18 protein-coding genes and 1 tRNA gene are annotated in these 23,449 nt (G+C 45.7%); 12 read left to right on the forward strand and 7 right to left on the reverse strand.

Annotated elements, in window-relative coordinates; translation table 11 throughout:
• Nucleotides 1-150: 150 nt before the first annotated feature.
• The 5 genes from ACZ5KY_RS09065 (at nt 151) to ACZ5KY_RS09085 (ending at nt 5,381) form a co-directional block, all read left to right on the forward strand.
• The gene (locus ACZ5KY_RS09065) at nt 151-1,560 is read left to right on the forward strand and encodes a sodium:solute symporter family protein (protein ID WP_464243575.1); all 1,410 of its coding nucleotides are present in this window, start codon (nt 151-153) and stop codon (nt 1,558-1,560) included.
• A 78-nt stretch (nt 1,561-1,638) separates the two neighbouring features.
• Nucleotides 1,639-1,713 (forward strand) — tRNA-Gly (locus ACZ5KY_RS09070).
• Nucleotides 1,714-1,996: 283 nt separating this feature from the next.
• Nucleotides 1,997-2,998 (forward strand): DNA cytosine methyltransferase, encoded by a 1,002-nt coding sequence (locus ACZ5KY_RS09075; RefSeq protein WP_464243576.1) that lies wholly within the window; start codon nt 1,997-1,999, stop codon nt 2,996-2,998.
• Nucleotides 2,991-4,010, forward strand: coding sequence for a BsuBI/PstI family type II restriction endonuclease (locus ACZ5KY_RS09080; RefSeq protein ID WP_464243577.1), 1,020 nt, complete (start codon nt 2,991-2,993; stop codon nt 4,008-4,010). The genes ACZ5KY_RS09075 and ACZ5KY_RS09080 overlap by 8 nt, the downstream gene beginning before the upstream one ends.
• Nucleotides 4,011-5,039: 1,029 nt before the next feature.
• Nucleotides 5,040-5,381 carry a YkgJ family cysteine cluster protein gene (locus ACZ5KY_RS09085; RefSeq protein ID WP_464243578.1) on the forward strand — a complete coding sequence of 114 codons (342 nt, stop codon included), beginning with the start codon at nt 5,040-5,042 and terminating at the stop codon, nt 5,379-5,381.
• A gap of 383 nt (nt 5,382-5,764) precedes the next feature.
• On the opposite strand, the gene ACZ5KY_RS09090 is transcribed toward ACZ5KY_RS09085, so the two are convergent.
• From ACZ5KY_RS09090 to gdhA, 6 genes are all read right to left on the reverse strand, one after another.
• Nucleotides 5,765-6,904: an IS30 family transposase gene (locus ACZ5KY_RS09090; RefSeq protein ID WP_464243579.1), complete on the reverse strand. Its 1,140-nt coding sequence runs from the start codon at nt 6,902-6,904 to the stop codon at nt 5,765-5,767.
• A 915-nt stretch (nt 6,905-7,819) separates the two neighbouring features.
• Nucleotides 7,820-8,401, reverse strand: a complete 582-nt coding sequence (locus tag ACZ5KY_RS09095; RefSeq protein WP_464243580.1) for a TetR/AcrR family transcriptional regulator — start codon at nt 8,399-8,401, stop codon at nt 7,820-7,822.
• 155 nt (nt 8,402-8,556) lie between these two features.
• Entirely contained in the window at nt 8,557-9,924 is a 1,368-nt protein-coding gene (locus ACZ5KY_RS09100; RefSeq protein WP_464243581.1) for a methyl-accepting chemotaxis protein, read from the reverse strand.
• A 433-nt stretch (nt 9,925-10,357) separates the two neighbouring features.
• The gene (locus ACZ5KY_RS09105) at nt 10,358-11,350 is read right to left on the reverse strand and encodes a DUF2950 domain-containing protein (RefSeq protein ID WP_464243582.1); all 993 of its coding nucleotides are present in this window, start codon (nt 11,348-11,350) and stop codon (nt 10,358-10,360) included.
• A gap of 40 nt (nt 11,351-11,390) precedes the next feature.
• On the reverse strand, nt 11,391-13,004 hold the full coding sequence (locus tag ACZ5KY_RS09110; RefSeq protein ID WP_464243583.1) for a DUF3300 domain-containing protein: 1,614 nt from the start codon (nt 13,002-13,004) through the stop codon (nt 11,391-11,393).
• Nucleotides 13,005-13,452: 448 nt separating this feature from the next.
• Entirely contained in the window at nt 13,453-14,802 is a 1,350-nt protein-coding gene (gene gdhA / locus ACZ5KY_RS09115) for an NADP-specific glutamate dehydrogenase (RefSeq protein ID WP_464243584.1), read from the reverse strand.
• A gap of 509 nt (nt 14,803-15,311) precedes the next feature.
• Between gdhA and ACZ5KY_RS09120 the strand changes: the two genes are divergently transcribed.
• Complete coding sequence (locus ACZ5KY_RS09120; protein ID WP_464243585.1) at nt 15,312-16,886, forward strand: HDOD domain-containing protein; 1,575 nt, start codon at nt 15,312-15,314, stop codon at nt 16,884-16,886.
• 191 nt (nt 16,887-17,077) lie between these two features.
• Here ACZ5KY_RS09120 and ACZ5KY_RS09125 read toward each other — a convergent pair whose 3' ends face one another.
• Complete coding sequence (locus tag ACZ5KY_RS09125; RefSeq protein ID WP_464243586.1) at nt 17,078-17,575, reverse strand: hypothetical protein; 498 nt, start codon at nt 17,573-17,575, stop codon at nt 17,078-17,080.
• A gap of 452 nt (nt 17,576-18,027) precedes the next feature.
• On the opposite strand from ACZ5KY_RS09125, the gene rsxA reads away from it, so the two are divergent.
• The 6 genes from rsxA to rsxE all read left to right on the forward strand — a co-directional run bounded on the left by rsxA (nt 18,028) and on the right by rsxE (nt 23,280).
• A complete protein-coding gene (rsxA, locus tag ACZ5KY_RS09130) occupies nt 18,028-18,609 on the forward strand; it encodes an electron transport complex subunit RsxA (protein ID WP_464243587.1) in 582 nt (193 codons plus the stop codon).
• Nucleotides 18,610-18,825: 216 nt separating this feature from the next.
• Nucleotides 18,826-19,764 carry an RnfABCDGE type electron transport complex subunit B gene (locus ACZ5KY_RS09135; RefSeq protein WP_464243588.1) on the forward strand — a complete coding sequence of 313 codons (939 nt, stop codon included), beginning with the start codon at nt 18,826-18,828 and terminating at the stop codon, nt 19,762-19,764.
• Nucleotides 19,764-21,080 (forward strand): electron transport complex subunit RsxC, encoded by a 1,317-nt coding sequence (rsxC, locus tag ACZ5KY_RS09140; protein WP_464243589.1) that lies wholly within the window; start codon nt 19,764-19,766, stop codon nt 21,078-21,080. The genes ACZ5KY_RS09135 and rsxC overlap by 1 nt, the downstream gene beginning before the upstream one ends.
• A gap of 1 nt (nt 21,081) precedes the next feature.
• Complete coding sequence (locus tag ACZ5KY_RS09145; RefSeq protein ID WP_464243590.1) at nt 21,082-22,071, forward strand: RnfABCDGE type electron transport complex subunit D; 990 nt, start codon at nt 21,082-21,084, stop codon at nt 22,069-22,071.
• A 13-nt stretch (nt 22,072-22,084) separates the two neighbouring features.
• Nucleotides 22,085-22,690 (forward strand): RnfABCDGE type electron transport complex subunit G, encoded by a 606-nt coding sequence (locus tag ACZ5KY_RS09150; protein WP_464243591.1) that lies wholly within the window; start codon nt 22,085-22,087, stop codon nt 22,688-22,690.
• Nucleotides 22,687-23,280 (forward strand): electron transport complex subunit RsxE, encoded by a 594-nt coding sequence (rsxE, locus tag ACZ5KY_RS09155; protein ID WP_464243592.1) that lies wholly within the window; start codon nt 22,687-22,689, stop codon nt 23,278-23,280. Before ACZ5KY_RS09150 ends, rsxE begins: the two co-directional genes overlap by 4 nt.
• The last annotated feature ends 169 nt before the right edge of the window (nt 23,281-23,449 follow it).

Below are 23,449 nucleotides of genomic sequence, written 5' to 3' on the forward strand. Positions count from 1 at the left end.
TGCATTTTTTCAGGACCTTGACATACACTTAGTATGCCTTCACCCCTGAAAAAACACGATGCCTTGTAGGACGAAATTTTTGCTTAGCTATCCTATGATTTGATTAACCCCTCGGGACTGACCTGAGATGATTTTCGGAGTCGTCCATTTATGATGCAGAGCAACCCGTACTTTCTCATCACCTTTGCTGTCACTCTGTTGGCAATGGTGGTGTTAGCGTTTAGCGGTCAATCGAAGGCCGGTAGCCGCGATTTTTCATTAGGTGGACGCCGTAGTGGCCCCTGGCATGTGTCAGGGGCCATTACGGGCACACTGGTTGGTGGAGCCTCGACCATCGGTACCGCTCAATTGGCTTTTATGTACGGGCTATCGGCGTGGTGGTTTACTCTCGGTGCTGGTATTGCCTGCCTGTTTCTCGGTCTGTTTTTAGCCGTACCTCTGCGCCATGCCCATATTGAAACCATCCCTCAGTTTATCTCTCTCCATCACGGTGATCGAGCGCGCGTTGTCGCTAGCCTATTCTCCGCCTTGGGGATGTTTATCCAAATTGTCGCTCAACTGTTAGCCTGTGGTGCCATCCTCGCCGCGCTGTTTGGTTTGTCGCTGGTGTGGAGCGCATTACTGGCATCGATCATGGTCGCCATCTTCACCTTCGGCGGTATGCGTGGGGCAGGGCTGCTCGGCTTGGTTAAAATGTGTTTGATCTACTTAACTATGCTCACTGCTGGTTGGCTGGCCTACAGCCATGGTGGCGGCTGGGCAGGTTATCGTGGCGCTTTAGATGCTAATCCGTGGTTTAGCTTGTTTGGCTACGGTGTTAAAGAGGGTTTGTCTGATCTGTTCTCAATGCTGGTCGGCGTTATCTCCACTCAAACGTACTTACAGGCGGTGTTCTCAGCGCGTAGCACCAGTAGCGCCCGCTCTGGAGCGTTACTCAGTGCGGTACTCATTCCGCCCCTCGGTCTGTTCGGCGTTGTTGTCGGTCTGTATATGCGCCGTACCATGCCCGATATGCAAAGTGCCCTAGCGTTACCAACCTTTATTCTCGATCAGTTTCCACCCGCCTTGGCTGGGTTGGCCTTTGCCACGCTATTGATTGCCGCTGTCGGCACTGCGGCAGGTTTGGCCCTCGGTGTGGCGACAACCTTACGGGTCGATGTCATTGGTTCACGGCAACTCAAAGGCGTGAGTGACCATAACTTGCGCCGCCTAATGACCACGGCTGTGGTTGCCGGTGCGTTTATGCTGTTGTTGGTCAACCTCGGTTCAGCGATTATGGAGTGGAGCTTCCTCTCTATGGGCTTACGTGGGGCAACCCTATGCTTTCCACTGTTATTTGCCGTATTGCTGCCTAAAGGTGGTCTACGACGCGCAGGGGCGTTATCAATATTTATTGCGCCGGTGTGTGTGGTGATTGCTGGTTTACTTAAAGTCGATATCATTCCGCCACTTTACCTCGGTTTAGGGGTGTCATTGGCGTTGCTGGGTGGGGGACTAATCCTGTCTGTATCGACCACTAAAATGAAGATCGTAAAAAAAACCGATAACAGTCAAAAATAATGGAAAAAAGGTTTGACTTCATCGGTCCCTTTCGCTATAACTTATCTCGCTTCAACGACACACCAAACGCAGCATTTTGCGGGAATAACTCAGTGGTAGAGTGCAACCTTGCCAAGGTTGACGTCGCGAGTTCGAATCTCGTTTCCCGCTCCATTATAGAAAAAGGCCTGATCCTTCTGGATCAGGCCTTTTTTTGTTTATGCTCATTTTTTCTGAGGTAGAGCCGGTTTGTTTATCGTTGTTCTAAAAGTACGCTTTCTTGCTTAAAAACTAACTTCGATATATGGTGGTAGTTGAACTTAATGCCCTGAAAAGGGAAGATGTAAAACAACTCTCACTATTGATTGAGTTATTATTGTTAAATCAATTCTGTCCAAAACCTGTCCTTGCGACTATTTGTTACAAACAACATTAAAAACCTAATGATGGCTAAAACATGTCTGATTATTTAAAAAAACTAGAACTCTTGCAGCCTGATAATGCTACAGAAAGTGGACTTAAGGCTCTTGACTTATTTGCAGGCTGTGGAGGTCTTGCGTTAGGATTTGAAGCAGCAGGATTTGAGACTCTAGGCTATGAGATGAATTCTGATGCAGTAAAAACATACAACACAAACTTAAATGGTACTTGCAAAGAAGAAATTCTAACGGTTGATACCGTTTACCCTAATGCTGATATTATTATTGGCGGTCCACCATGCCAACCATTTAGCGTTGGTGGCAATCAAAATGGCTTAGATGACTCGCGAGATGGTTTTCCTGCATTTATCAGTGCCGTAAGAAAAGTACAACCCAAACTCTGGCTCTTTGAAAATGTAAGAGGCATGATGTATCGAAACAAGAATTACTTAAATGAGATACTCTTTAAATTAAAAGATCTGGGCTATGTAATCAGCTATGAATTGCTTAAATCCGTAAATTATGAGGTTCCTCAAAACAGGGAACGTTTAGTTGTTGTTGGCCATAAGGGAGGGTTTTATTTACCTTCTCATGCGCTTAAAAAATTTACTGTGGGCGATGCTATTAGTGACATCGCATACGAACTCACTGGCGATAGTAAGCTCCTCACGAAAAATCAGGATGAATATGTTGCTAGATATGAGAAAGCATCCAAATGCATAAACCCAAGAGATTTATACATGAACAAACCATCAAGAACTGTAACTTGCCGTAATCTTGCTGGTGCTACTGGCGATATGCTCCGAGTTAAATTGCCCGATGGAAGAAGAAAACGTTTAACCGTTAGAGAGGGGGCTAGGCTGCAAAGTTTTCCAGACTGGTACTCCTTTATTGGTCCAGAAACCTCACAATTCAATCAAGTCGGCAATGCCGTACCACCAATGATGGCATACCATATTGCAACTAGCATAAAATCATACCTCTTGGATGGTGAAGTTCATAACCTTAAAGGTAGACAGTTGGAGCTGTTAAATGGTTGATTTAAAAAAAATTGCACTTAAAAAATCAGCGACCGTAAAGTCTTTAATTCATGATGGATTAAGAATTATTGAGGCAGTTGGAGTCCCTGTTGATGACCTTACTCCCCGGCGATTAGAGAAAATGTCTATGTCTTTCTTGGCGTTATGCTCAATAACAACCCGTAATCAATGGTCAAAGGTCTCATCAATTTCTACTGATCATATATTAGGAACACGTCAAATCATAAGGTTTATCAATAAGTCCTTCGAAGAATCAATAAGCGAAGGCAGTTATGATGACATAAGAAGGAAAGATCTCATTCGGCTTGTTGGGATGGGATTAATTGTTAAAAGTGCTAAAAACCCAGAAGCGGACAACAATGATGGGACGCGTGGATATGCAATATCAAATGAGTTCGCTGAATTAATTAAGCACTACAACTCAGACACGTGGGAAACAATGAAAAACACGTTTGAGCTTGATCAGGACTATATTGATAAATTCGTTGGCAAAAGAGAAAAAACTAAATTACAGGTAAAAATCAACGATGCTGTTGTTATAAATTTGGATGACGGACCTCACAACTTAATTCAAAAAGAAATCATAGATAAATTTTTACCTATTTACGGCTATGGCGCAACAGTTCTGTATATTGGTGACACTTCTGAGAAACAACTACATAAATATGCTGATCGAATGAGTGAGATTGGTCTAGATGTACAAGACAGGGGTATGCTGCCAGATATTATAGCCTTTAGTGATGAAAAACAGTGGGTTTACTTGATAGAAGCGGTCCACTCTTCTAATCCACTAAACCCAGAAAGATGTATAGAGCTACAACGAACTGTACTTAAAAATTGTACTTATGGTGTTGTTTTTGTGACCGCATTTTTATCCAAAAAAGATTTTTCTAAATGGATGCCACAAATCGCTTGGGAAACTGAAGTTTGGCTTGCTGACAGTCCTGAACATTTGATTCATTTCAACGGGGATCGTTTTTTAGGCCCTCATTTACAATCACCAAATCTATAGGAAGGTCAGCACACAAGCAACGAAGAAAATAGTCGCGTTTGCTGTTGATTAATGCATTGATTAAACGTAACAAAGCCGATTCGGGGAGGCATCCGAATCGGCTTTATTTATAACTAGGAGGAGCAAAGGGGGCAAGTCTTCGGTTGACTCACCTTGATGCTAAATAAATTAAGATTTTAAGATATAACAGCAAAAGATTGAGACAGCCCCCGATGAAGCTCGGGACAGTCCCATTTTTGCTACCCATGTAGCATACAACTTGTTTTAAAGAACGTTGGATGCTCTCAAAATTAAATTGATGTGTAGGTGTTGTAGAATGGCCCCTTTGACTTCCTAGAATAAAGGCCTGATCCGGTTGGATCAGGCCTTTATGTTTTGGTGGATTCAAGTTATAACCGCACCATGGATGGAAAATACGTCTGCTATTTTATTCGAATGATTTGATTGGTTGCGAACAGTTCGTTGCCGCCTGTTGTCAACAATATTAGCTCAACCATAGGGGTATGTATTTGGACAAAAAACACCTGACAGGTACTGTAACTTATAAAACATGCAGGGAATGTGCGACATGTTGCAGGCACGTTGCCTTTGTAAGGTTGTCTCAACGTGAGATTGAAAGAATAGAAGACTTCACCGGACTCCATTTGAGCAAAGGGGTCAAGTCTTCGGTTGACTCACCTTGCTGCTAAATAAATTAAGATTTTAAGATATAACAGCAAAAGATTGAGACAGCCCCTGATGAAGCTCGGGACAGTCCCATTTTTGCTACCCATGTAGCATAAAACTTGTTTTAAAGAACGTTGGATGCTCTCAAAATTAAATTGATGTGTAGGTGTTGTAGAATGGCCCCTTTGACTTCCTAGAATAAAGGCCTGATCCGGTTGGATCAGGCCTTTATGTTTTGGTGGATTCAAGTTATAACCGCACCATGGATGGAAAATACGTCTGCTATTTAATTCGAATGATTTGATTGGTTGCGAACAGTTCGTTGCCGCCAGTTATCAACACTATTAGCTCAACCATAGGGGGATGTATTTGGACAAGAAACACCTGACAGGTACTATAACGTATAAAACATGCAGGGAATGTGCGACATGTTGCAGGCACGTTGCCTTTGTAAGGTTGTCTCAACGTGAGATTGAAAGAATAGAAGACTTCACCGGACTCCATTTTAGTATGTTTACCTATCCGCTAGCAACAGAGGGGGAAGGGCGTTTTTTGAAATTCAAAGAAAATGGAGATTGTATCTTCCTGAATAGAGATGAAGGCACATATCTTTGTCTGGTATATGAAGCTAGACCAAAGATCTGTAGGGATTACCCATCAAACAAAAAACAGAATGAAACGTGCGATATAAATAGGAAGGGATAAAAGTAAGCAGAAGGGTCAAGTCTGCTGTTGACTATTTCATTTATTAAACGCAACAAAGCCGATTCGGGGAGGCATCCGAATCGGCTTTGTTTATTTTATATCTAGGAAGAAAGGAGGTTTATCAAGTCTCGCCTGCCACAACAAGCCTTGATGGGTGTTACTTTAACAAAGCACTCTTTGTGGCACCACGGTTAGACCCGTATTTGTTTGATTGATGATGCACGTAATGGTGGTGTGCAGAAGCGCAGTGTGGGGGTGCTTGATCTTCTCTTTTGTGGGTGTGATCTACATTCCTCAGTCGATAATAATACTCATTGGCTAAAGTAAACTGGGGTTGCGCCCCCAGACCTCTCCATACTTTTAGTGTCGACGGATTCAACCGGTCACTGCAACATCACCCCCAACTCATCAGCTGGTGTTTTAAATCCAAGTGTTTTCCTTGGTCGATTATTTAATTTTGTAGCGACCTTGTCCAGTTCAGTTTGAGAATATATCGATAAACAACTTCCTTTAGGGAAGTACTGCCTTAGTAAGCCATTTGTATTCTCATTTGTTCCCCGTTGCCAAGGACTTCTTGGGTCACAGAAATAAACATCCATATTGGTTGCTACAGAAAACTCTCGATGGGAAGTCATTTCTGCTCCACGATCCCAAGTAAGGCTTTGCTGTAAGTGCTGAGGGAGTTTTTTCATCTGCTTAGATAGTGCTGCCACAACATTTTTGGTGTCTTTTCCATTGACCTTCACCAAGAGCGTAAAGCGAGATTTGCGCTCAACAACGGTCGCTATATAGCTATTCTTTGATCCACAGATAAGATCACCTTCCCAGTGCCCAGGTATTGCACGATCTTCAATACTTGCAGGCCTTTCACTGATTGAAATCCCATCAACAATTTGTCCACGAGGTGCAACTTTTAGATTCTTGGAATGCCGAAATTTCCGTTTAGTTCGTAAATGATTCCGCATCTCTTTTCGAAATAATCCGCGCGTTTGGATAAACAAGCTTTTGTAGATAGTTTCGTGTGACACATGAAGGCTCTTATCTGCTGGGTAGGTTAATTTCAACCAACCTGAAATTTGCTCTGGAGACCAATTCTCCTCAAGCTTTTTAGTGACTATTCCCTTAAGTTTGAGGTTTTCTGCCAGAGCATACTGCTTAGGCCGTTTAGCACGTTTCCAAGCGGCTTTATCTGCCTCTGACGCTCTATATCTAGATGAACCACCATTTCTACTAATCTCACGACTGATCGTTGATGGACTACGGTTCAAGAGAAAAGCAATTGAACGAATGCTTTTGTTTGCAGCTAGCCCTCTAGATATTTCCTCACGATCCTCGAATGATAGCGAGGAAATATTTCTTGTGCGCTGACGCGGTTTAATCCCTCCGTGATAACGAAGAAACAAAAATACTGTTGCAGGGGGCTTATTGATTGAGCGAGCTATCTGAACCATTGGGCTTCCATTTTTCCACATCTCCCAGATAGTGGATTTCTTTGAATCCTTCATTTGATCTTTATTTTGCATGACACCATTCCCCTTGCATTATAAAAGGTTTATTTGGTGTGTTGCAATGACCAGTTGAATCCATCTCATCCAAAAGTATGCAAAACATGACCCGCAATTGTCTTGCCCTTCGGGTTCCCTCACTTCAATCGCTTACAGCAGAGCGTGCCAAAAAACTCGCTGTGCTCAGACAGTTTTGGCACAAGCGGCTCTGCTGACGCTCATTGCGTTCGGCTGCGGCAAATGGGGGAGGGTGGTGCTAAAGAATCAAGGGCTGTCGGGAAATGCCCGACCTACGGATTGTTCATCTACTGCTAAGTGGTCACTAACCACTGGAGTGCTCCACCGTGATAACGCTATTCCTTTAAATTTTACAATTTATGTTCCACTTCAAAAGTGGAGAGCCACCCTGAACCAAAATCCTCAATGCCAGATCAACGAAGTATCACCGATTTGGAGGTCGAGAGGCCGACGAACTGCCTTGAAATGCAAGTGGGAAAAGGACTCATTGTAGGTAGAGTGCGGCCCGCTGCAGGCGTGAACTTTAAGGCCATTTCTTTGCACCCTTTATTTGTGGCCTTGCAAAGAAAGGGTGTCGCAGTGTGAGGGCGAGACCTCACGACCTTGATTTAGTTTTTGAGAATTTAAATAGGAAAAAGGGTCATTTCTGCTGTTGATTAATGCATTTGAAACCATAGTGAAATCATGGGGGGCATTCTATATGGCCAACCTCGACTCGATATTCCTGATCTTGTTCACCGTGTCATTGTACGTTAATCCGCAATATCCATCTAAACCCACCCAGGGCAAAGCTGGTGCCAGATATGACAACGCTGGATCAATACCCTTGGTGTGGTCATGCAGAGGTGTTGGGGAAACTTCTAGCACGCTAACTCAACAGGGTTGATTATCCGTTTCCGACTGAGGTAAAACAGCCTATGGTTCGGCTGCACTCCAGGCTCGCTGCATAATCTGTAGTGAGGGTTCATGCCGCAGGGGGTGATTTAAAAAATCCGAGAGCAAAATCTCGATGTACATAAGTACAACCCCCCAGAATGCGACGGCCTTGGTAGCAGGATCGCCGCTGCGCACATCGCCGCGGACAATCCCTTCTTCAAAAATCTGGCACAGCAGGCAACTCGATGGGGTTCCGAGTACGGGACTATATTCTCTTGGGATCACTGCTTGGTTGGATAAAAAGAGGTATTCAATTAGGGAACGATTTGCTTTAGACAGCTCCAGCAATAGTTCGGCGACAGTATTCAGCTTAGCGTAAGTTGTCTCTTTGCCTTGCATTCTCACTGTAAGCAATTCTTGGAACTCCTGGGCTGAATCTTTGTACACTTGTCGCGCTAATGCCGATTTGCTACCATAATGGTTGTAGATGGCACCGGTGCTAACGCCAGACAGCGCAACGATATCTACAATTGATACGGCGTCAAAGCCTTTGTCAGCAAATAGCTTTCGAGCACTTTGAACTATCAGCTGTTTTCTCTTCTCCATTTTGATCGTCTTCAATTTATCCTCTAAAATTTCTATTCATTACAAATCATAAAATGCGTTGAACCGTTACCCGTGTTGTTTTTAAGTGATGGTTGCGCGACTGTTTAAATATTCTAGGGCCAGCTGCATGTACAGCTGGCCCTAAAGCTGTATGGTGCGGAGCTGTTTTCTCAGCCGATCATCATTGTTTGACCGATACTCTGGGCTGGAAGTTCTTTAAGTTTGAAGCGTTCAAGCATCTGTTGCATTTGGTCCGCTTGGCTCGAAAGTTCCTCCGCAGCAGCAGCGCTTTCCTCGGCGATGGCCGTTGTCTGTTGAGTTACTTGATCGATCTGCGCTAGCCCCTGGTTGATCTGGTCGATTCCTGTGGACTGTTCTTTTGACGACGAGGCGATCTCCGCGATCAAATCGTTGACTTTACCCGCTCCCGATACGATATCGGTGAGAGCGGCGGCGGTGGAGTCGGCGATCTCTGCACCAGCGGAAACTTTTGCCACCGAGCCTTCGATTAAGGTGGACGTTTCGCTAGCCGCTTTGGCGCTTCGTGCTGCTAAGTTACGTACTTCTTCGGCGACAACGGCGAACCCTTTGCCGTGCTGGCCGGCCCGAGCCGCTTCCACTGCGGCATTAAGAGCAAGTAGGTTGGTCTGAAAGGCGATTTCGTCGATCACCTTGATTATTTTTGAGATATTCTGACTTGAGGAATTGATCTCGCCCATGGCCTCGACCATTTCCGCCATCTTTTCGTTGCCGCTTTCTGCTGCAGCCCGAGCTTCACCGGAGAGCGCGTCAGCTAGTGCTGCATTGTCGGCATTCTCCTTGGTACGGGAGGCCAGTTCCATAACTGAACTACTAATCTCTTCAAGAGAGCTCGCCTGTTCGGTTGCTCCTTGTGACAGACTGACACTGACATCAGATAGCTGTGTTGAGCCGCTGGCGATCTGCTGGCTACCGCTGCGGATTTGGAGCATCCAATCGTTGAGGGCGGCATTGGTTTTTTTGAGATCATCACCGATGATCCCTTCTGCTTCAAAGGTGAAGTTGCCATTGGCCAGATTTTGGAAGGCGGGAATCACTTCGGCCATTAGATTGTCCATGAATGAGTCCATCCCTCTCGTCAACGTTCCGAGTTCATCCTTGCGCTCCAGTCGCATGCGGTCATCAAGATTGCCGCTGCCAAGGTTATTAAGATATTGGAGGGCGCGTTTTACTGGAAAGATGATCCCGCGTATGACGTACAGCGACAGCAGAAGAGCCAGTACTGAGCAAACTGTGATCAGGGGTATGACAACCGCGTGCAGATTTTTGTGTTTTATTTCTGAGTTGCGGTATTCGAGTGTAGCCGATTGTAGGTGGTCGCTGATTTCAGCAGGTTGTTGTGACGATACCGCAGATAAATCCTGTTGTATTGATCTGATACTGGTTTGCCGAGTCTGGATTTCATTGTAGCTAACATAAAGGATCACAGTAAAAAGAGAAGCGATAATAAATAACAGGCCGTATAGTTGTTTGTCGATGCTCAGATTGGTGATTTTCATTGGTGATTTTCCCTTCGTTCGAGTCTGTGCTGTGGTGTTTCCAGCCCGCCTAATGGCGTTCGGTATGGAAGTGCCCTTTGAGATACATTCGGCTGGACAGTTCCAAGTTTTCGGCCTGAATCGAACTCGTTTGCGCAGAATCACAGTGATTATGGCAGGAGATGAGAGGGCCAGATACCTCTGAGTGAATGTTCATTCGGGGGCTATTTAATCCTCTCTCATATTATTTGTCAATAATAGATTTGAAACTATAAAACTAGTAACCATTTGGGACGTTATTTCTTTATGCTGTCATTAATTTTGCTATGCTAAGACAACCTCGACTGTTTAACCTAAATATAAAAGCCCACTGCGTCTTAAAGTGAAACGGAGTGGGCTTTTTTTGATCTCTTTATGGAAAATGCAATTCAATAACGATCCGTAATGCGCCAAATTATTCGTATTGTTTCCAGCTATTATCTGGATCAAAGGTCATTATTTCAGCCGCCAACATGCTGGTCTGTTTGCCAAAATCCTTTTCGTAAATCTGGCCTTGCTGGTTGATGATAAAGGTCATGATCCCAGAGGAATCGTACTTAGCGGGATAAGCGATTAAAGCGAATCCGAGGATCATTTTTCCATCAACAATATAATCAAAAGCGCCACCTGTGGCATGTTCGCCTTGCGCCTTAATTATTTTGTAGAAATAGCCATAAAAAGGGTCCGAAAAGGCATTGTCTTGATCGAGGTTATAGCCTTTTGCGCTTGCCTTAGCGATGAGTGAACCGAGGGGACTTTCATGTTCACCCTCGCGTTGTTGCCAATACAAACCATCTGTGGTGCCCTCACTGCTGGCAAGGTTCTGGGCAAACGCTGCCACACCGTCATTTCGGATCAAACACGCGTATTCTCGTTGAGCATCGGTATAGGTTCGCATCACCTCAATGGTGTGTAGTTCGTTTCGGCCAATGCGTCGATTTAGGATCTCTTCCTTTCCGGCTCGGGTGTCAAAGAACCAGCCCTCTCGTTGCTGTACGATGGGGAGTGGAAAAGGGTAATCTCTGTTGCCGACAATGAGGATCACCTTGTTTTTGTTTACAGTGGTAAGACTGTTCTTTTGTCCGTATGCGGATAAAAATCGTGTTTTGCCCCGCTGGTCAGTCACTGCGTCGCCAGAAAAAATTAACTCTGTTGAATCGGGACCAAGGATGTTTAACAATTCTGCGTCGTTTTTGTTTCTCAGCGCTGATATCAAGTCATCAACAGCGCCTTGGGCCGATAAGTAATTTTTTTGCCCATTGCCTGCTGACGTGCTCCAATGCTTGACGGTAATTAAAACGAAGATGACACAGAGTAGGGCTAACAGTGCTGGCAAAAAACGTACAAGTAATGATTGTGATTCGTTTAATTGTCGTCGGTGTGTTTTTGTTTGTTTGAATGATTTCACGCCTAATTCTCCAATTCACCGCACTTTGCGGAAGAGATCATCACTGTTCTTGTTGTCTTTTTATGATTTCCTGTCTACTTGAGTGACCACGTTTACTTGATCGCCGTTCGACATTACCATCGCGGATTTGATTAAAAGCACTGTCTCCTCGTTGCTGTTTTGCTGCTTTGCGATGAGTCCTAGTGCTGTCTATTCTAATTGTCGTCTGTTGTTGCTGTCGTGATTCACGAACACGCGGTTGCTGTTGTAAATCACGATTAGGTTGTTGTTGTCGTAATTCGCGAACACGCTGTTGCTGTTGTAAATCACGATTAGGTTGTTGCTGTCGTGATTCGCGAACACGCTGTTGCTGTTGTAAATCACGATTAGGTTGTTGCTGTCGTGATTCGCGAACACGCTGTTGCTGTTGTAAATCACGATTAGGTTGTTGCTGTCGCGTTTCGCGAACACGCTGTTGCTGTTGTAAATCACGATTAGGTTGTTGCTGTCGTGATTCGCGAACACGTTGTTGCTGTTGCGATTCACGAACAGGTTGTCGCTGTTGCAAGTCTCGAATCCGTTGTTGATGTTGCTGTTGCAAGTCACGAACGCGTCGTTGCTGTTGCTGAATCTGCACATTGCTTTGCTGTTGGGAGTCGCGAACAGCTTGTTGTCTTTGGCGATCAACAGTCTTCGGTGTTGGGTTTACTCTGCTGCGCTTTCGATCGGTTCTGTCTGAGCGCTGAACACGCTGGCGTTCATTGATATACCCGCGGCTTTCGTGGCGTAAATCTGTAGAGCGGTGGCGAGTTTGGCCATACTTTCGCGCCGTATATTTATCTCGGTAGGCGACTCCACGTCGATGTCTGGGAGCGTGCTGCCAGCGACCAGATGATCGGTACCAGTTAGCTCTAACAAATCTTGGCCGTTTATATGAATCAATATGAATATAGCGACGGTTCCAGTCGAAATAGCTCCAGCCTCCAAATGCGAAGTTGAAAGATGTGCCGGGCCAGAAAGAGATGCTGATGCCAAGATGACCCCTTGATGGTCCCCAGTAATAAGGCCGATAGTTCGGATACCACCATGTTCCGTAGACATAATAGGGGTCATAATTGGGGATGTAGATAATCTTTGGCCGTACTGGTTCAATAATGATGATCTCTTTTTTGATAATTACATTCTGCTCTGACGTGCTATGTAGATTGCCTTGGGAGTACGCTTGATCTCGCAGGTGCTGGATGACATCTAAGACCTCAGCCTCTTGAACTAGAAAGGCGTTGCCAAGGTTGGTGGTTTTGGTGATTTGTTCACTCATTACCGCCAGAGTTGACGGAAAGTGACTGATGGCCTTGACGCTTGGATCCCAGTCTTTATTTAAGAGTGCGGTATCGAGGGCGTTGCCGGTTAATCTCGAATTTAATCTAATCCAGCGATCCGCCTCAATTACTTCAATGGGATAGGTTGATGCCATTAAAATCTGCGACAGAAGAGCGTCAGGATAGAGCGCAATCGGTGCTAACATCTGAGTGAGTTCTTCGATGGTGTATTTCTCAGAGGGGGTAACAGTCACACTATCTTGACCATGAACGTACTGCGGATTAATGCTAAGGCAGGTTGAGAAAATAAGAACGATCGTCAATCTGACGATGTTCCTAGTAATTGTTGTTTTCATAGTTACCTCCAAAAAACGACCTAACGCGGTATCTTTACCCGTTGATAGCGTATGGTGATAAATTATCGCTGGCGATTTCCGGCGGATAAAATAGCCTTTGACAACTATTGAAATTATGAAAGTATTATACTCATAATTAAAAAAACTATAGCAGAGTCAGATGGAATTGTTACTTGTACGATGATATTTTAATTGTTGCGATAACGTATTTATTGCTGGGCGAGGCCCTGATGAATTAAAGGGGCCGGTGAATCAGGGGGGTGGGCAGGCTGTGGTCGCTATAGGAAAGTGGTCAAACTTAACTAGCCGCTCCTGTTGATAGCGGATATTGAGGTATAAACTGCTCTGACTCTCCAAACACGATAACGAGACAAGGTCACATTTTTTAGACACAAAAAAAGCCCGGGTTTCCCCGGGCTTTTTATTATTCACAATGAAGCAAAAGGGTCTAGATAATACCCATTGCGACCATCGCCTTAGCAACCTTGATGAAACCAGCGCAGTTTGCACCGTTAACATAGTTACCAGGAGTACCAAACTCTTCAGCTGTCTCGAAGCAAGTTTGATGAATGTTTTGCATGATTTTCTGTAGGCGCTCCTCGGTGTAATCGAAAGACCAAGAATCACGACACGCATTTTGTTGCATCTCTAGAGCAGAAGTTGCAACACCGCCAGCATTTGCTGCTTTACCGGGACCGTATGCGATTTTAGCATCCAAGAAGATTTTTACACCCTCTGGAGTTGTCGGCATGTTTGCACCTTCACCAACGGCAATACAACCGTTCTCAACCAACATCTTCGCATCTTTACCGTTGATCTCATTTTGGGTTGCAGATGGCATCGCCACGTCGCAAGGAACTTCCCAAATGTTACCAGCTGCAACATACTTCGCATCTTTGTGATAATTGACATAATCACTGATACGACCACGATCGACCTCTTTGATCTGCTTAACAAGATCAAGATCGATCCCGCTTTCATGGTAGATGTAACCGCCTGAATCAGAGTTTGCCACAACTTTGCCGCCGAGTTGATTGATCTTCTGAGTGGTGTAGATTGAAACGTTACCTGAACCTGAAACAACACACTTTTTACCTTCGAAGCTGTCGTTACGAACTTTTAGCATCTCGTCAACGAAGAATGCTGAACCGTAGCCTGTTGCCTCAGTACGAACCAAAGAACCGCCCCAAGCTAGACCTTTACCAGTCAGTACGCCAGCTTCCCAACGGTTGGTAATACGCTTGTATTGACCGAAAAGGTAACCGATTTCACGACCACCAACACCGATATCTCCGGCAGGTACGTCAGTGTGCTCGCCAATGTGACGATAAAGCTCCGTCATGAAGCTTTGGCAAAAACGCATCACTTCGCCGTCTGAACGACCTTTAGGATTAAAGTCAGAACCACCTTTACCGCCACCGATAGGTAGACCAGTCAAAGCATTCTTAAAGATTTGCTCAAAACCGAGAAATTTAACAATACCAAGATAAACGGAAGGGTGGAAACGCAGACCGCCTTTATAGGGACCTAATGAGCTATTGAACTCAACGCGGAAGCCACGGTTAATTTGCACCTGATTTTTATCATCAACCCATGGAACGCGAAAAATAATTTGGCGCTCAGGCTCGCAAAGGCGTTGAATAATTTTATGTTTAGCAAACTTTGGATACTTAACCAAAACGGGTCCAAGAGACTCAAGTACTTCGAGTACTGCTTGATGGAATTCCACCTCGCCAGGGTTACGATTGAGGACTTCTTGATAAATAGGGGCTACTTTTTCATCAATAGTTAATGACATCAGGCTCTCCTTTTAACTTTCAATTAAGTTGATTTATATGTCAGCAAAAAATAACGTCATTGCAACCAACTGCAATAAATCAATAGACATAGTAACGAAGGTTGTCATGTTAAGCATTAAGCGTGCCATAGGTGTGTACGTTGTGTTTTTAGTTTGCAAGTAGCTGGTTCAACAGTCTTGTTTGACGTGATTGAGCCACGAGGAAATCAAAGAAGAAGGGCTCACTGCTCAGTCTGTAACAATAGTAAGTACTCTGATGATTCAGAAAAGTACTCACAGTGTAAAGGTTACATCCTGAGAAAAACCAAGTGGGCAGTTCTGTATAATCAACGTCCCCTTTTTCTTGCAATTTAACAACAAATCAAAATGAGTCATGATATTATCATGCCATATTAAATAAGTGCCCAATGTTTGGCAATTTGACACTCACTTGAGCGTATTGAGTAACGATACCTTAATATTCCCAATTTCTTTTTAATTTTCCAACTTTAAAACACAGGGGGTTGTGAATGAGCGACGAAACACATCCGCAATCATTGATCACAGTTGAAAGATTGATCGACAAGATGCAGAACCAAAGTAACTTTCCCGCCGTTTCTCAACATATTATAGCGATCAATTCTAAGGCGGTTACCTCGAGTAGGTCTTCAGCGAACGAACTTGCGGCCTTAATCTTAAAAGATTATTCACTGAGCAGTAGACTGTTAAAGGTGGCCAACTCGGCGATGTTTGGTGACTTTTCAGGAAAGATATCGACGATTTCACGCGCCGTTGTTCTGTTAGGCTTTGAACAGGTCCACCTCACCGCGACGGGATTGATTTTCTTCGAACAACTTCAAGACAAGGCGTCATCCCATTATATTAAAGAGGGAATTCTGTCATCATTTTTAAGTGGGATTCTAGCCCGTGATCTCGCAAAATACTATAAATGCGCTGAGGCGGAAAAATATTTCCTTGGTGCCATGTTTCATAACTTTGGCCGTTTGCTTACGATGTATTATTTCCCGGATGAATATCAAAACTACCTGGTATTTCTACAAAAAAACGGTTCGGACGAGCGTGCGATGGTTCAAGCCATCGGTAAGACGTTTACCACCCTTGGTGTTGGCATTGCTAAAGAGTGGTGCTTGCCAGAAGACCTTGTCTTAAGTATGACCCCCCCTGAGGCTGATGAACTCGCGCGCAAGGACAATAGCATCACTCATAATCAGGGGATTTCTGCCTTTGCGAATGAGTTATGTGATATCTCGATGAACGTGCCTCCGACTCAACGGTTGCGTCATCTCTCCGTTCTACTGCGTAAATATCGAGAACTCTACCCTCTGCCACAGGAAACAATCATCGCTATGATGGATAGCGCACTGATTGAGATAAAAAAGTTTTCAGATGTGTTACGGCTGAATAGTGATGATGTATCGAATATGGATAAGCGAACATTTAACAACCTCGATCCAGATGACACGCTGACAGATGAAGACTCAATCAATTCAACACGATCGAATCTTGTAAAGCTACAAATCATCGACACTCCGATTCCACAATTAACCAACAATTCAACCGCTGAGGAGCGCAATGAAAGTCTCATTGGCGGGATTCAAGAGATCACCAATGTGATGTTGGAAGATGCCTCTCTCGACGAAATACTGACCATGATCCTTGAAACCATCTACCGCGGAATCGGTTTTGATAAGGTGATTATCTTTTTCAAGGATTCGAAAATTGAACAAATGAAAGCACGATTTTCCCTTGGGTCAAGCCTCAAAAACTTCTTAAAAGGGTTTTCGTTCACGATTGATAGTGAGGAACCAGATCTGTTTAGCACCTCGATCCTTGACGGGAGTGACCTCTATATCCCCAATATCTCGGACACCCATATTCGAGATTTGAAGCCAGAGTGGTTTCGCGGCGCAATTTTTTCACCCAGTTTTGTCTTGTACCCAATTGTGGTCAACAGGAAGTGTATTGGATTGATTTATGCGGGACATAACGACACAGTTGAAGAGTTAACTACCCAACAATTGAATGCCATTAAAACTTTGCGCAATCAGGCGGCGTTGGCGATCAAGCAAGAACGTTATATATGACTCATGGACGCATCACTTATCCGATTAACTTGTTGGAATTTGAAGAACAGAAAACCCTAGGGGCTGTTCTCAGGGGGGTGTTGCAGAACGGTGCAACTGCCCGTTCGTTGTGCTCACATATGGGGTGTATCTTGTGGTGCTGTACTTTAATTGATTTGGTGAAGTGGTGCCAGAGCACTGTGCTCAGATGGTCAGTGCGGAAAATCTGGCGTTGACAGATGCAACTTGCGCACGGCGTTTTTAGCGACCACAACACCCTCGTGACAGCCACAGACATTACATAAAGCAACCCCTCTGGTAAAATCAAGCTTTGGTGTTGCACCAATAAACACCATTGAGGCGTGCTCAGTGCAATGGCAGTTGGTCAGTTTTTCCAGAGCAACATCACAATGGGGGCAAAACAGTTCAATCCTTTCCCCGTCAGCACACTCACCGGACAATCGCAGCACGGAATGGTCACCTTCAATAGCAGATATAACCATCTCACCTTCCTGTCCTTGTACCTTAAATTTTAAATGGATTCCGTTGGTGCCTTGAAACGTATGCTCACCATTGAGCAAATTGCATCCATTGGGGCAGTACGCTGTTGTGGCGATATATGGTTCGTACGATTCGGAGGATTGTGCTGTTTTGCTTGATGAGTCTTTTGGATAAATCCAGCAACCATTGTTGGTAAAGCGCTCCTTCATCCTTGTCTCCTTTGTCAATAGATCCTGTCAAGTAAGGTACACACCTGTAGAGCTTAGCATAACTAATCAACTTCAATCTTTACCGTATATCCTACCAGATAACAAGATAGATGAAGAAATACCGCACAATGATACCGAAACAGGAATAACCTGCTAGGATTAATTAGGTGCGAATTTCATGATGTTTAACGGTAAGCGAGAGACGTTTTTATAACTTTAAAATAATTTCAACTTTATGCAAAGCATTCGCAGAACACACGTGGCAGATGCCTTTAATGCTTAACAGAGCCGAGGCAATAGATTTATTTCGCACAATTTACCACAAAAGATATAATTGTTTTGTTGTTGGCATATCAAGTGCAATGTTACGACTTATTGTAAAGCATAATGGTCAGTGGAGAATCACTACGATTCTTTCGTCTGTTAATGATTCCGAGGAATGAAGGCTTATTATGGTTGAGCTTCTACTTATTCTTGTCAGTACTGTATTTGTGAACAATTTTGTTCTGGCCCGTTTTCTTGGTGCCTGTCCGTTTATGGGGGTGTCCAAAAAAGTTGACACCTCTTTGGGCATGGGAATGGCGGTGATTGTCGTAATGTCCATCGCTTCGGTAGTGACGTGGTTTTTTCAATACAAGGTGTTGATTCCCCTTGAAATTGAGTATCTACAAACCACTGCATTTGTTCTGATCATCGCGTCGTTGGTGCAGATGGTGGAGATCATTCTTCACAAGACTAGTCCGAAACTCTATCAGTCGCTGGGAATTTTTCTGCCGTTGATGACCACCAACTGTGCCGTTCTGGGTGTTGCGGTACTGAATATACAAAAAAGTTACACCTTGCTCGAATCGTTTGTGTTCTCACTGGGGGCTGGGCTTGGCTTCACTTTGGCCATGTGGTTGTTTGCCGGATTGCGTGAACGTTTGGAGTTGAGCCAAGTTCCTAAGAGTTTTCAGGGCGTCCCCATTGCGCTGATAACAGCTGGACTTCTCTCACTGGCTTTTATGGGATTTTCAGGTCTGGTTAAAGGTTGATGGCGTCTCAAAAAGTCCGCCCACCTGCGTTGCAGCGTTTGTTCAAGACTTTGACATACAACATGTATGCCTTCACCCTTGAACAACCACTACGCCTTGGGGGACAAATTTTTTGCTTAGCCATCTTTATTTGTTTTTGCAAGCCCATCAAAAGTTGATTGGTCGACAGATTATACTGAGTAACGACAGTTTTTTATTATTTCAGGTGAGGTGAAAATGCTTACTGCAGTTTTGGGACTAGGGCAGATCGGATTGGTAGCAGCGATTGCTCTGGGGTGGGCCTCCAAAAAATTTGCTGTTGAAGTTGACGCCAGAGAATTAGCGGTTAACGAAGTTCTTCCTGGAGTTAATTGTGGAGCGTGTGGGTATGCCGGCTGTTCTGCCTATGCTGGGGCGGTGGCGAAAGGGGAGGCACCAATCAATCTATGTCCTCCTGGTGGTAGCAAGGTTGTCGCTGATATTGCCCGAATCATGGGGATAGAAGAACAGGCAACTGAACCTGTGATCGCGGTGGTGATGTGTCAGGGTGATCGGAGTAATTCCACCCAAAAATATATCTACGCTGGAATGCATGACTGTAATGCGGCCAACAACATTGCCGGTGGCCCGAAGCAGTGCCAAGGTGGTTGTCTTGGTTTGGGTTCGTGCGTTAAGGCTTGTCCGTTTGATGCAATTGAAATAACGGCAGACGGGCTCGCCATAATCAGTCGCGAGCTCTGTACCGGTTGCGGACAGTGCGTGCCCGCTTGTCCGCGCTTGGTGATCCGTATGACCCCAGCCTCGGCAACGGTTCATGTGTTGTGCAATAGTCACGATAAGGGTGGTGTGGTGCGCAAGTACTGCGAAATAGGCTGTATCGGGTGCAATATTTGTAAAAAAACGGCACCAGAAGCATTCAAGATTGATCAATTTCTTGCTCAGGTGGATTACGCTCACGATGAGGATGCCGCTGTGGCGATTGATAAATGTCCGAAAAACTGCATCCTCGATTTTGACAGTGCCTACCCTGATGGCAGTAAATTTAAACCAGCATCGCAACCGACAGCACCAGCACCAGAACCAGCACCAGCACCAGAACCAGCACCAACACCAACACCAACACCAACACCAACACCAACACCAACACCAACACGGGCAGGAAAGGATCTGCACTGATGAAGCAAAAAACTTTTTTCGGTGGGGTGCATCCCGCCGATTGTAAACATTATTCCGCCGCTAAACCCATTGAGGTGTGTCCGTTACCTGAGCAGTTGATCATTCCGTTATCACAACATATTGGCGCATCGGCAGCAGAGATCGTTCGTGTTGGTGATCAGGTATTCAAGGGACAAACTATCGCGAATGCGACGGCTTTTGTGTCGGTGCCGATCCATGCTGCAACCTCTGGTAAAGTAATCGCCATTGAACCGCGGCCGCACTCTTCTGGCAAATGGCTACCCGCCATTGTGATTGAGGTCGATGGAGAGGATCGCTGGGACCCATCCCTTGAAGGGCTTGAAGTCGCACATTGGAACAGTGATGAGCTTCGTCAGCGGATTAAGGCTGCTGGTATTGTTGGTATGGGCGGGGCAACCTTTCCGACCCATGTCAAGCTGTCTCCTCCCGAAGATAAACCGATCGATACCCTGATAATCAATGGCGTTGAGTGTGAATCGTATCTTACTGCTGATCACCGCATGATGCTGGAGCATAGTGAAAAAATTATCGATGGGATTAATATTTTGCGCCGGGTTCTCGGTGTCAAGCGGGCCATTGTTGGTATTGAGAACAATAAGCCCGATGCCATCGACTGCATGACCAAGGCTGCGGCAGCGCATGACATTGATGTTCAGTCTCTGGAGGTCAAATACCCTCAAGGAGCAGAAAAACAACTGATCGATGCTGTGCTCAAGCGAGAGGTTCCCAGTGGTGGGCTACCGATGGATATCGGTGTTGTGGTGCAGAATGTTTCAACCGTCGCAGCGGTGAGCGATGCCATCCGTCTCGGCCATCCTCTGGTGGAACGAGTTATCACCATTAGTGGCCCAGCGGTTGTCGAAGCTAAGAACCTGCTGGTGCGAATCGGTACGCCCATGCAGTTCTTGGTGCAGCAGTGTGGCGGTATTAAATATGAGCTAGATAAGATCATCATGGGGGGGCCTATGATGGGGCAAAGTCAGTTGTCCTTGGCGGCTCCCGCAATCCGTGGCACCTCGGGACTGCTATTGTTCGGTCATCAGGATCTGCCCCACATTGAGGTGAGTACCTGTATCCGTTGTGGACGATGTGTCACCGCCTGTCCGTTGCATCTGCTCCCCGCAACCATCGCTTCCTACGCCATTTTGGGTCGTTTTGATGAGGCCGAAGACTATTGTGCCCACGACTGTATGGAGTGTGGCTGCTGCACCTTTCAGTGCCCGGCCAATCGCCCTCTGGTGCAGAACTTGCGCTATGGCAAAGCTGGAATTTTAGCCAAACAAAGGAGATCCTAGCGTGGACCCTCAACTCTATATGTCATCGTCTCCCCATATCCACAGCGGCGAGTCTACCGGTGCAATTATGCGCAGTGTCATCTATGCCCTGCTTCCTGCCTGCGCGGTTTCGGTGTACTACTTCGGACTTGATGCGCTGGTGGTTCTGCTGCTGTGTGTCGCAGGGTGTTTGGCCGCAGAAGCTCTGTGCTGTTTATTGTCACAACAGCCAGTAACTATTCGCGACGGTAGTGCGGCACTCACCGGTATTTTGCTGGCTCTTAACTTGCCTGCCTCTTCACCTTGGTGGTTGGCATTGTTCGGGGCGCTTATTGCCGTAACCATTGGCAAACAGGTGTTCGGTGGACTCGGTCACAACCCGTTTAATCCGGCTTTGGTCGCTCGGGTTGTACTGTTGATTTCGTTTCCGGTACAGATGACCAGTTGGACAGCAGCGAACCCCATTGGTAGGGGAGTCGATGCGATTGCCGCGGCAACACCACTGGGTGAGATGAAAACAGCGGTGATGCTCACGGGGCAACTACCCCCCTTAGCGTACAGCGGTTTTGGTGACTATTTTATCGGTAACATGGCTGGTTCTTTGGGGGAGGTATCAGCTCTAGCGATCTTGCTCGGTGCTGCGTATCTGTTTATGAAAAAAGTGATTACATGGGAAATTCCAGTCAGTTACCTCGGCAGTGTTGTTGTCTTTGGTGGTTTGATGTGGCTCATCGACAGTCAACGCTATCCCGATCCGCTGTTTCATCTATTGACGGGGGGGCTGTTACTCGGTGTCTTTTTTATGGCCACTGACATGGTGACCACCCCTATCACCCGTAATGGCATGTTGATCTTTGGTGTCGGCTGCGGTGTGATCACCGTATTAATTCGGTTGTTTGGTGGTTATCCAGAGGGGGTGTCATTCGCCATTTTGCTGATGAATGGTGCCACGCCGTTGATTGATCGTTATACGCGGCCCAAGGTTTTCGGGCACGTTTTGCACAAAGCCTAGAGAGAATACCGATATGAAGGAATTTAGTCGTTTGCTGATCACCCTGACTGTGGTTGCTGCCAGTGCCGGTATGTTGTTATCGCTGATGGAAAGCGTCACCCGCGAGCCCATCGCCAAGCAACGAACCCTACAGCAACTCAAAGCGATCTCTGCAGTGCTGCCGCAGTTCGATAACAGCCCGGATAAAGATGTTGTCGTTTTGCAAAACGGCACGGATAAAAAGGGCAACCCAGTTCAGTGTACCTTTTTTCGCGCCCGCCGCGGTGATCAGTTGGTTGGTATTGCTTTCAAAGTGATCGCACCGGATGGCTATAGTGGCAATATCGAGGTGATGGTTGGTCTCGATACCGCTGAGCGTATTGTGGCCATTGAGATTTTGGCCCACGCTGAAACGCCCGGTTTGGGGAGCAAAATCAGTGACCCATGGTTCAAGGATTTGTTTCGCGACCGTGGCCTCGATAACACCGACTGGCGGGTTAAAAAAGATGGCGGTGAGATCGATCAGATCACCGGTGCAACCATCTCGCCACGGGCTATTGTCGGAGCGGTTAAACGGGGCCTCGATTTTTTCCATCAGCATCGTGAGCAGATTGTTACAGCACAATGGGAGTCATCATGAGTTTAGTTGCTGAATTCAATAAGGGGATATGGGATAAAAATCCGGTATTCAAGCTGGTGCTGGGCATGTGTCCGATTTTGGCGGTTACTACCAGTGCCGAAAATGGCTTAGGGATGGGGCTAGCTACCACCTTCGTGCTGATCTGCTCCAACATCGTCGTTTCAACGATGCGTAAGATGATTCCGTCAGAGGTACGCATTCCGGCATTTACCATCATCATCGCTACCTTTGTGACGGTGGTGCAGTTGGGGATGGAAGCATGGGTGTACGATCTCTATCAGGCCTTGGGGATCTTTATCCCGCTGATCGTGGTCAATTGCCTGATCCTTGGTCGCGCCGAAGGGTTTGCCTCAAAAAATCCGGTGCTCGATTCCATTTTCGATGGCGCCGGAATGGGGATCGGCTTTACCCTCGCTCTGTTTACCCTCGGTGCGATTCGCGAATTGTTCGGTTCAGGAGCCATCCTCGGTTTCCCAATTTTTGGTGTCAGTTATCCACCGATATTGCTGATGATTCTCCCTCCAGGTGCGTTCATTACTTTGGGATTACTGTTAGCGGCGTTGAACAAGATCGCAGATCGTAAGGTTTGATTGTCACGTTCTATTTTCTCTAGCAATGTAGAATAATCTTGTTTTGAAAACCGATGGAGGCTCTCCAAATTAAATTGATGTGGAGATGTTGTAGAATGACCCCTTTAAACTTTAAGTAAACCTTAAGAGGACGTTGTCGCCTAGCTGAACTTGAATCTCTATCTTAGTG

Source organism: Desulfuromonas svalbardensis, assembly GCF_055389415.1.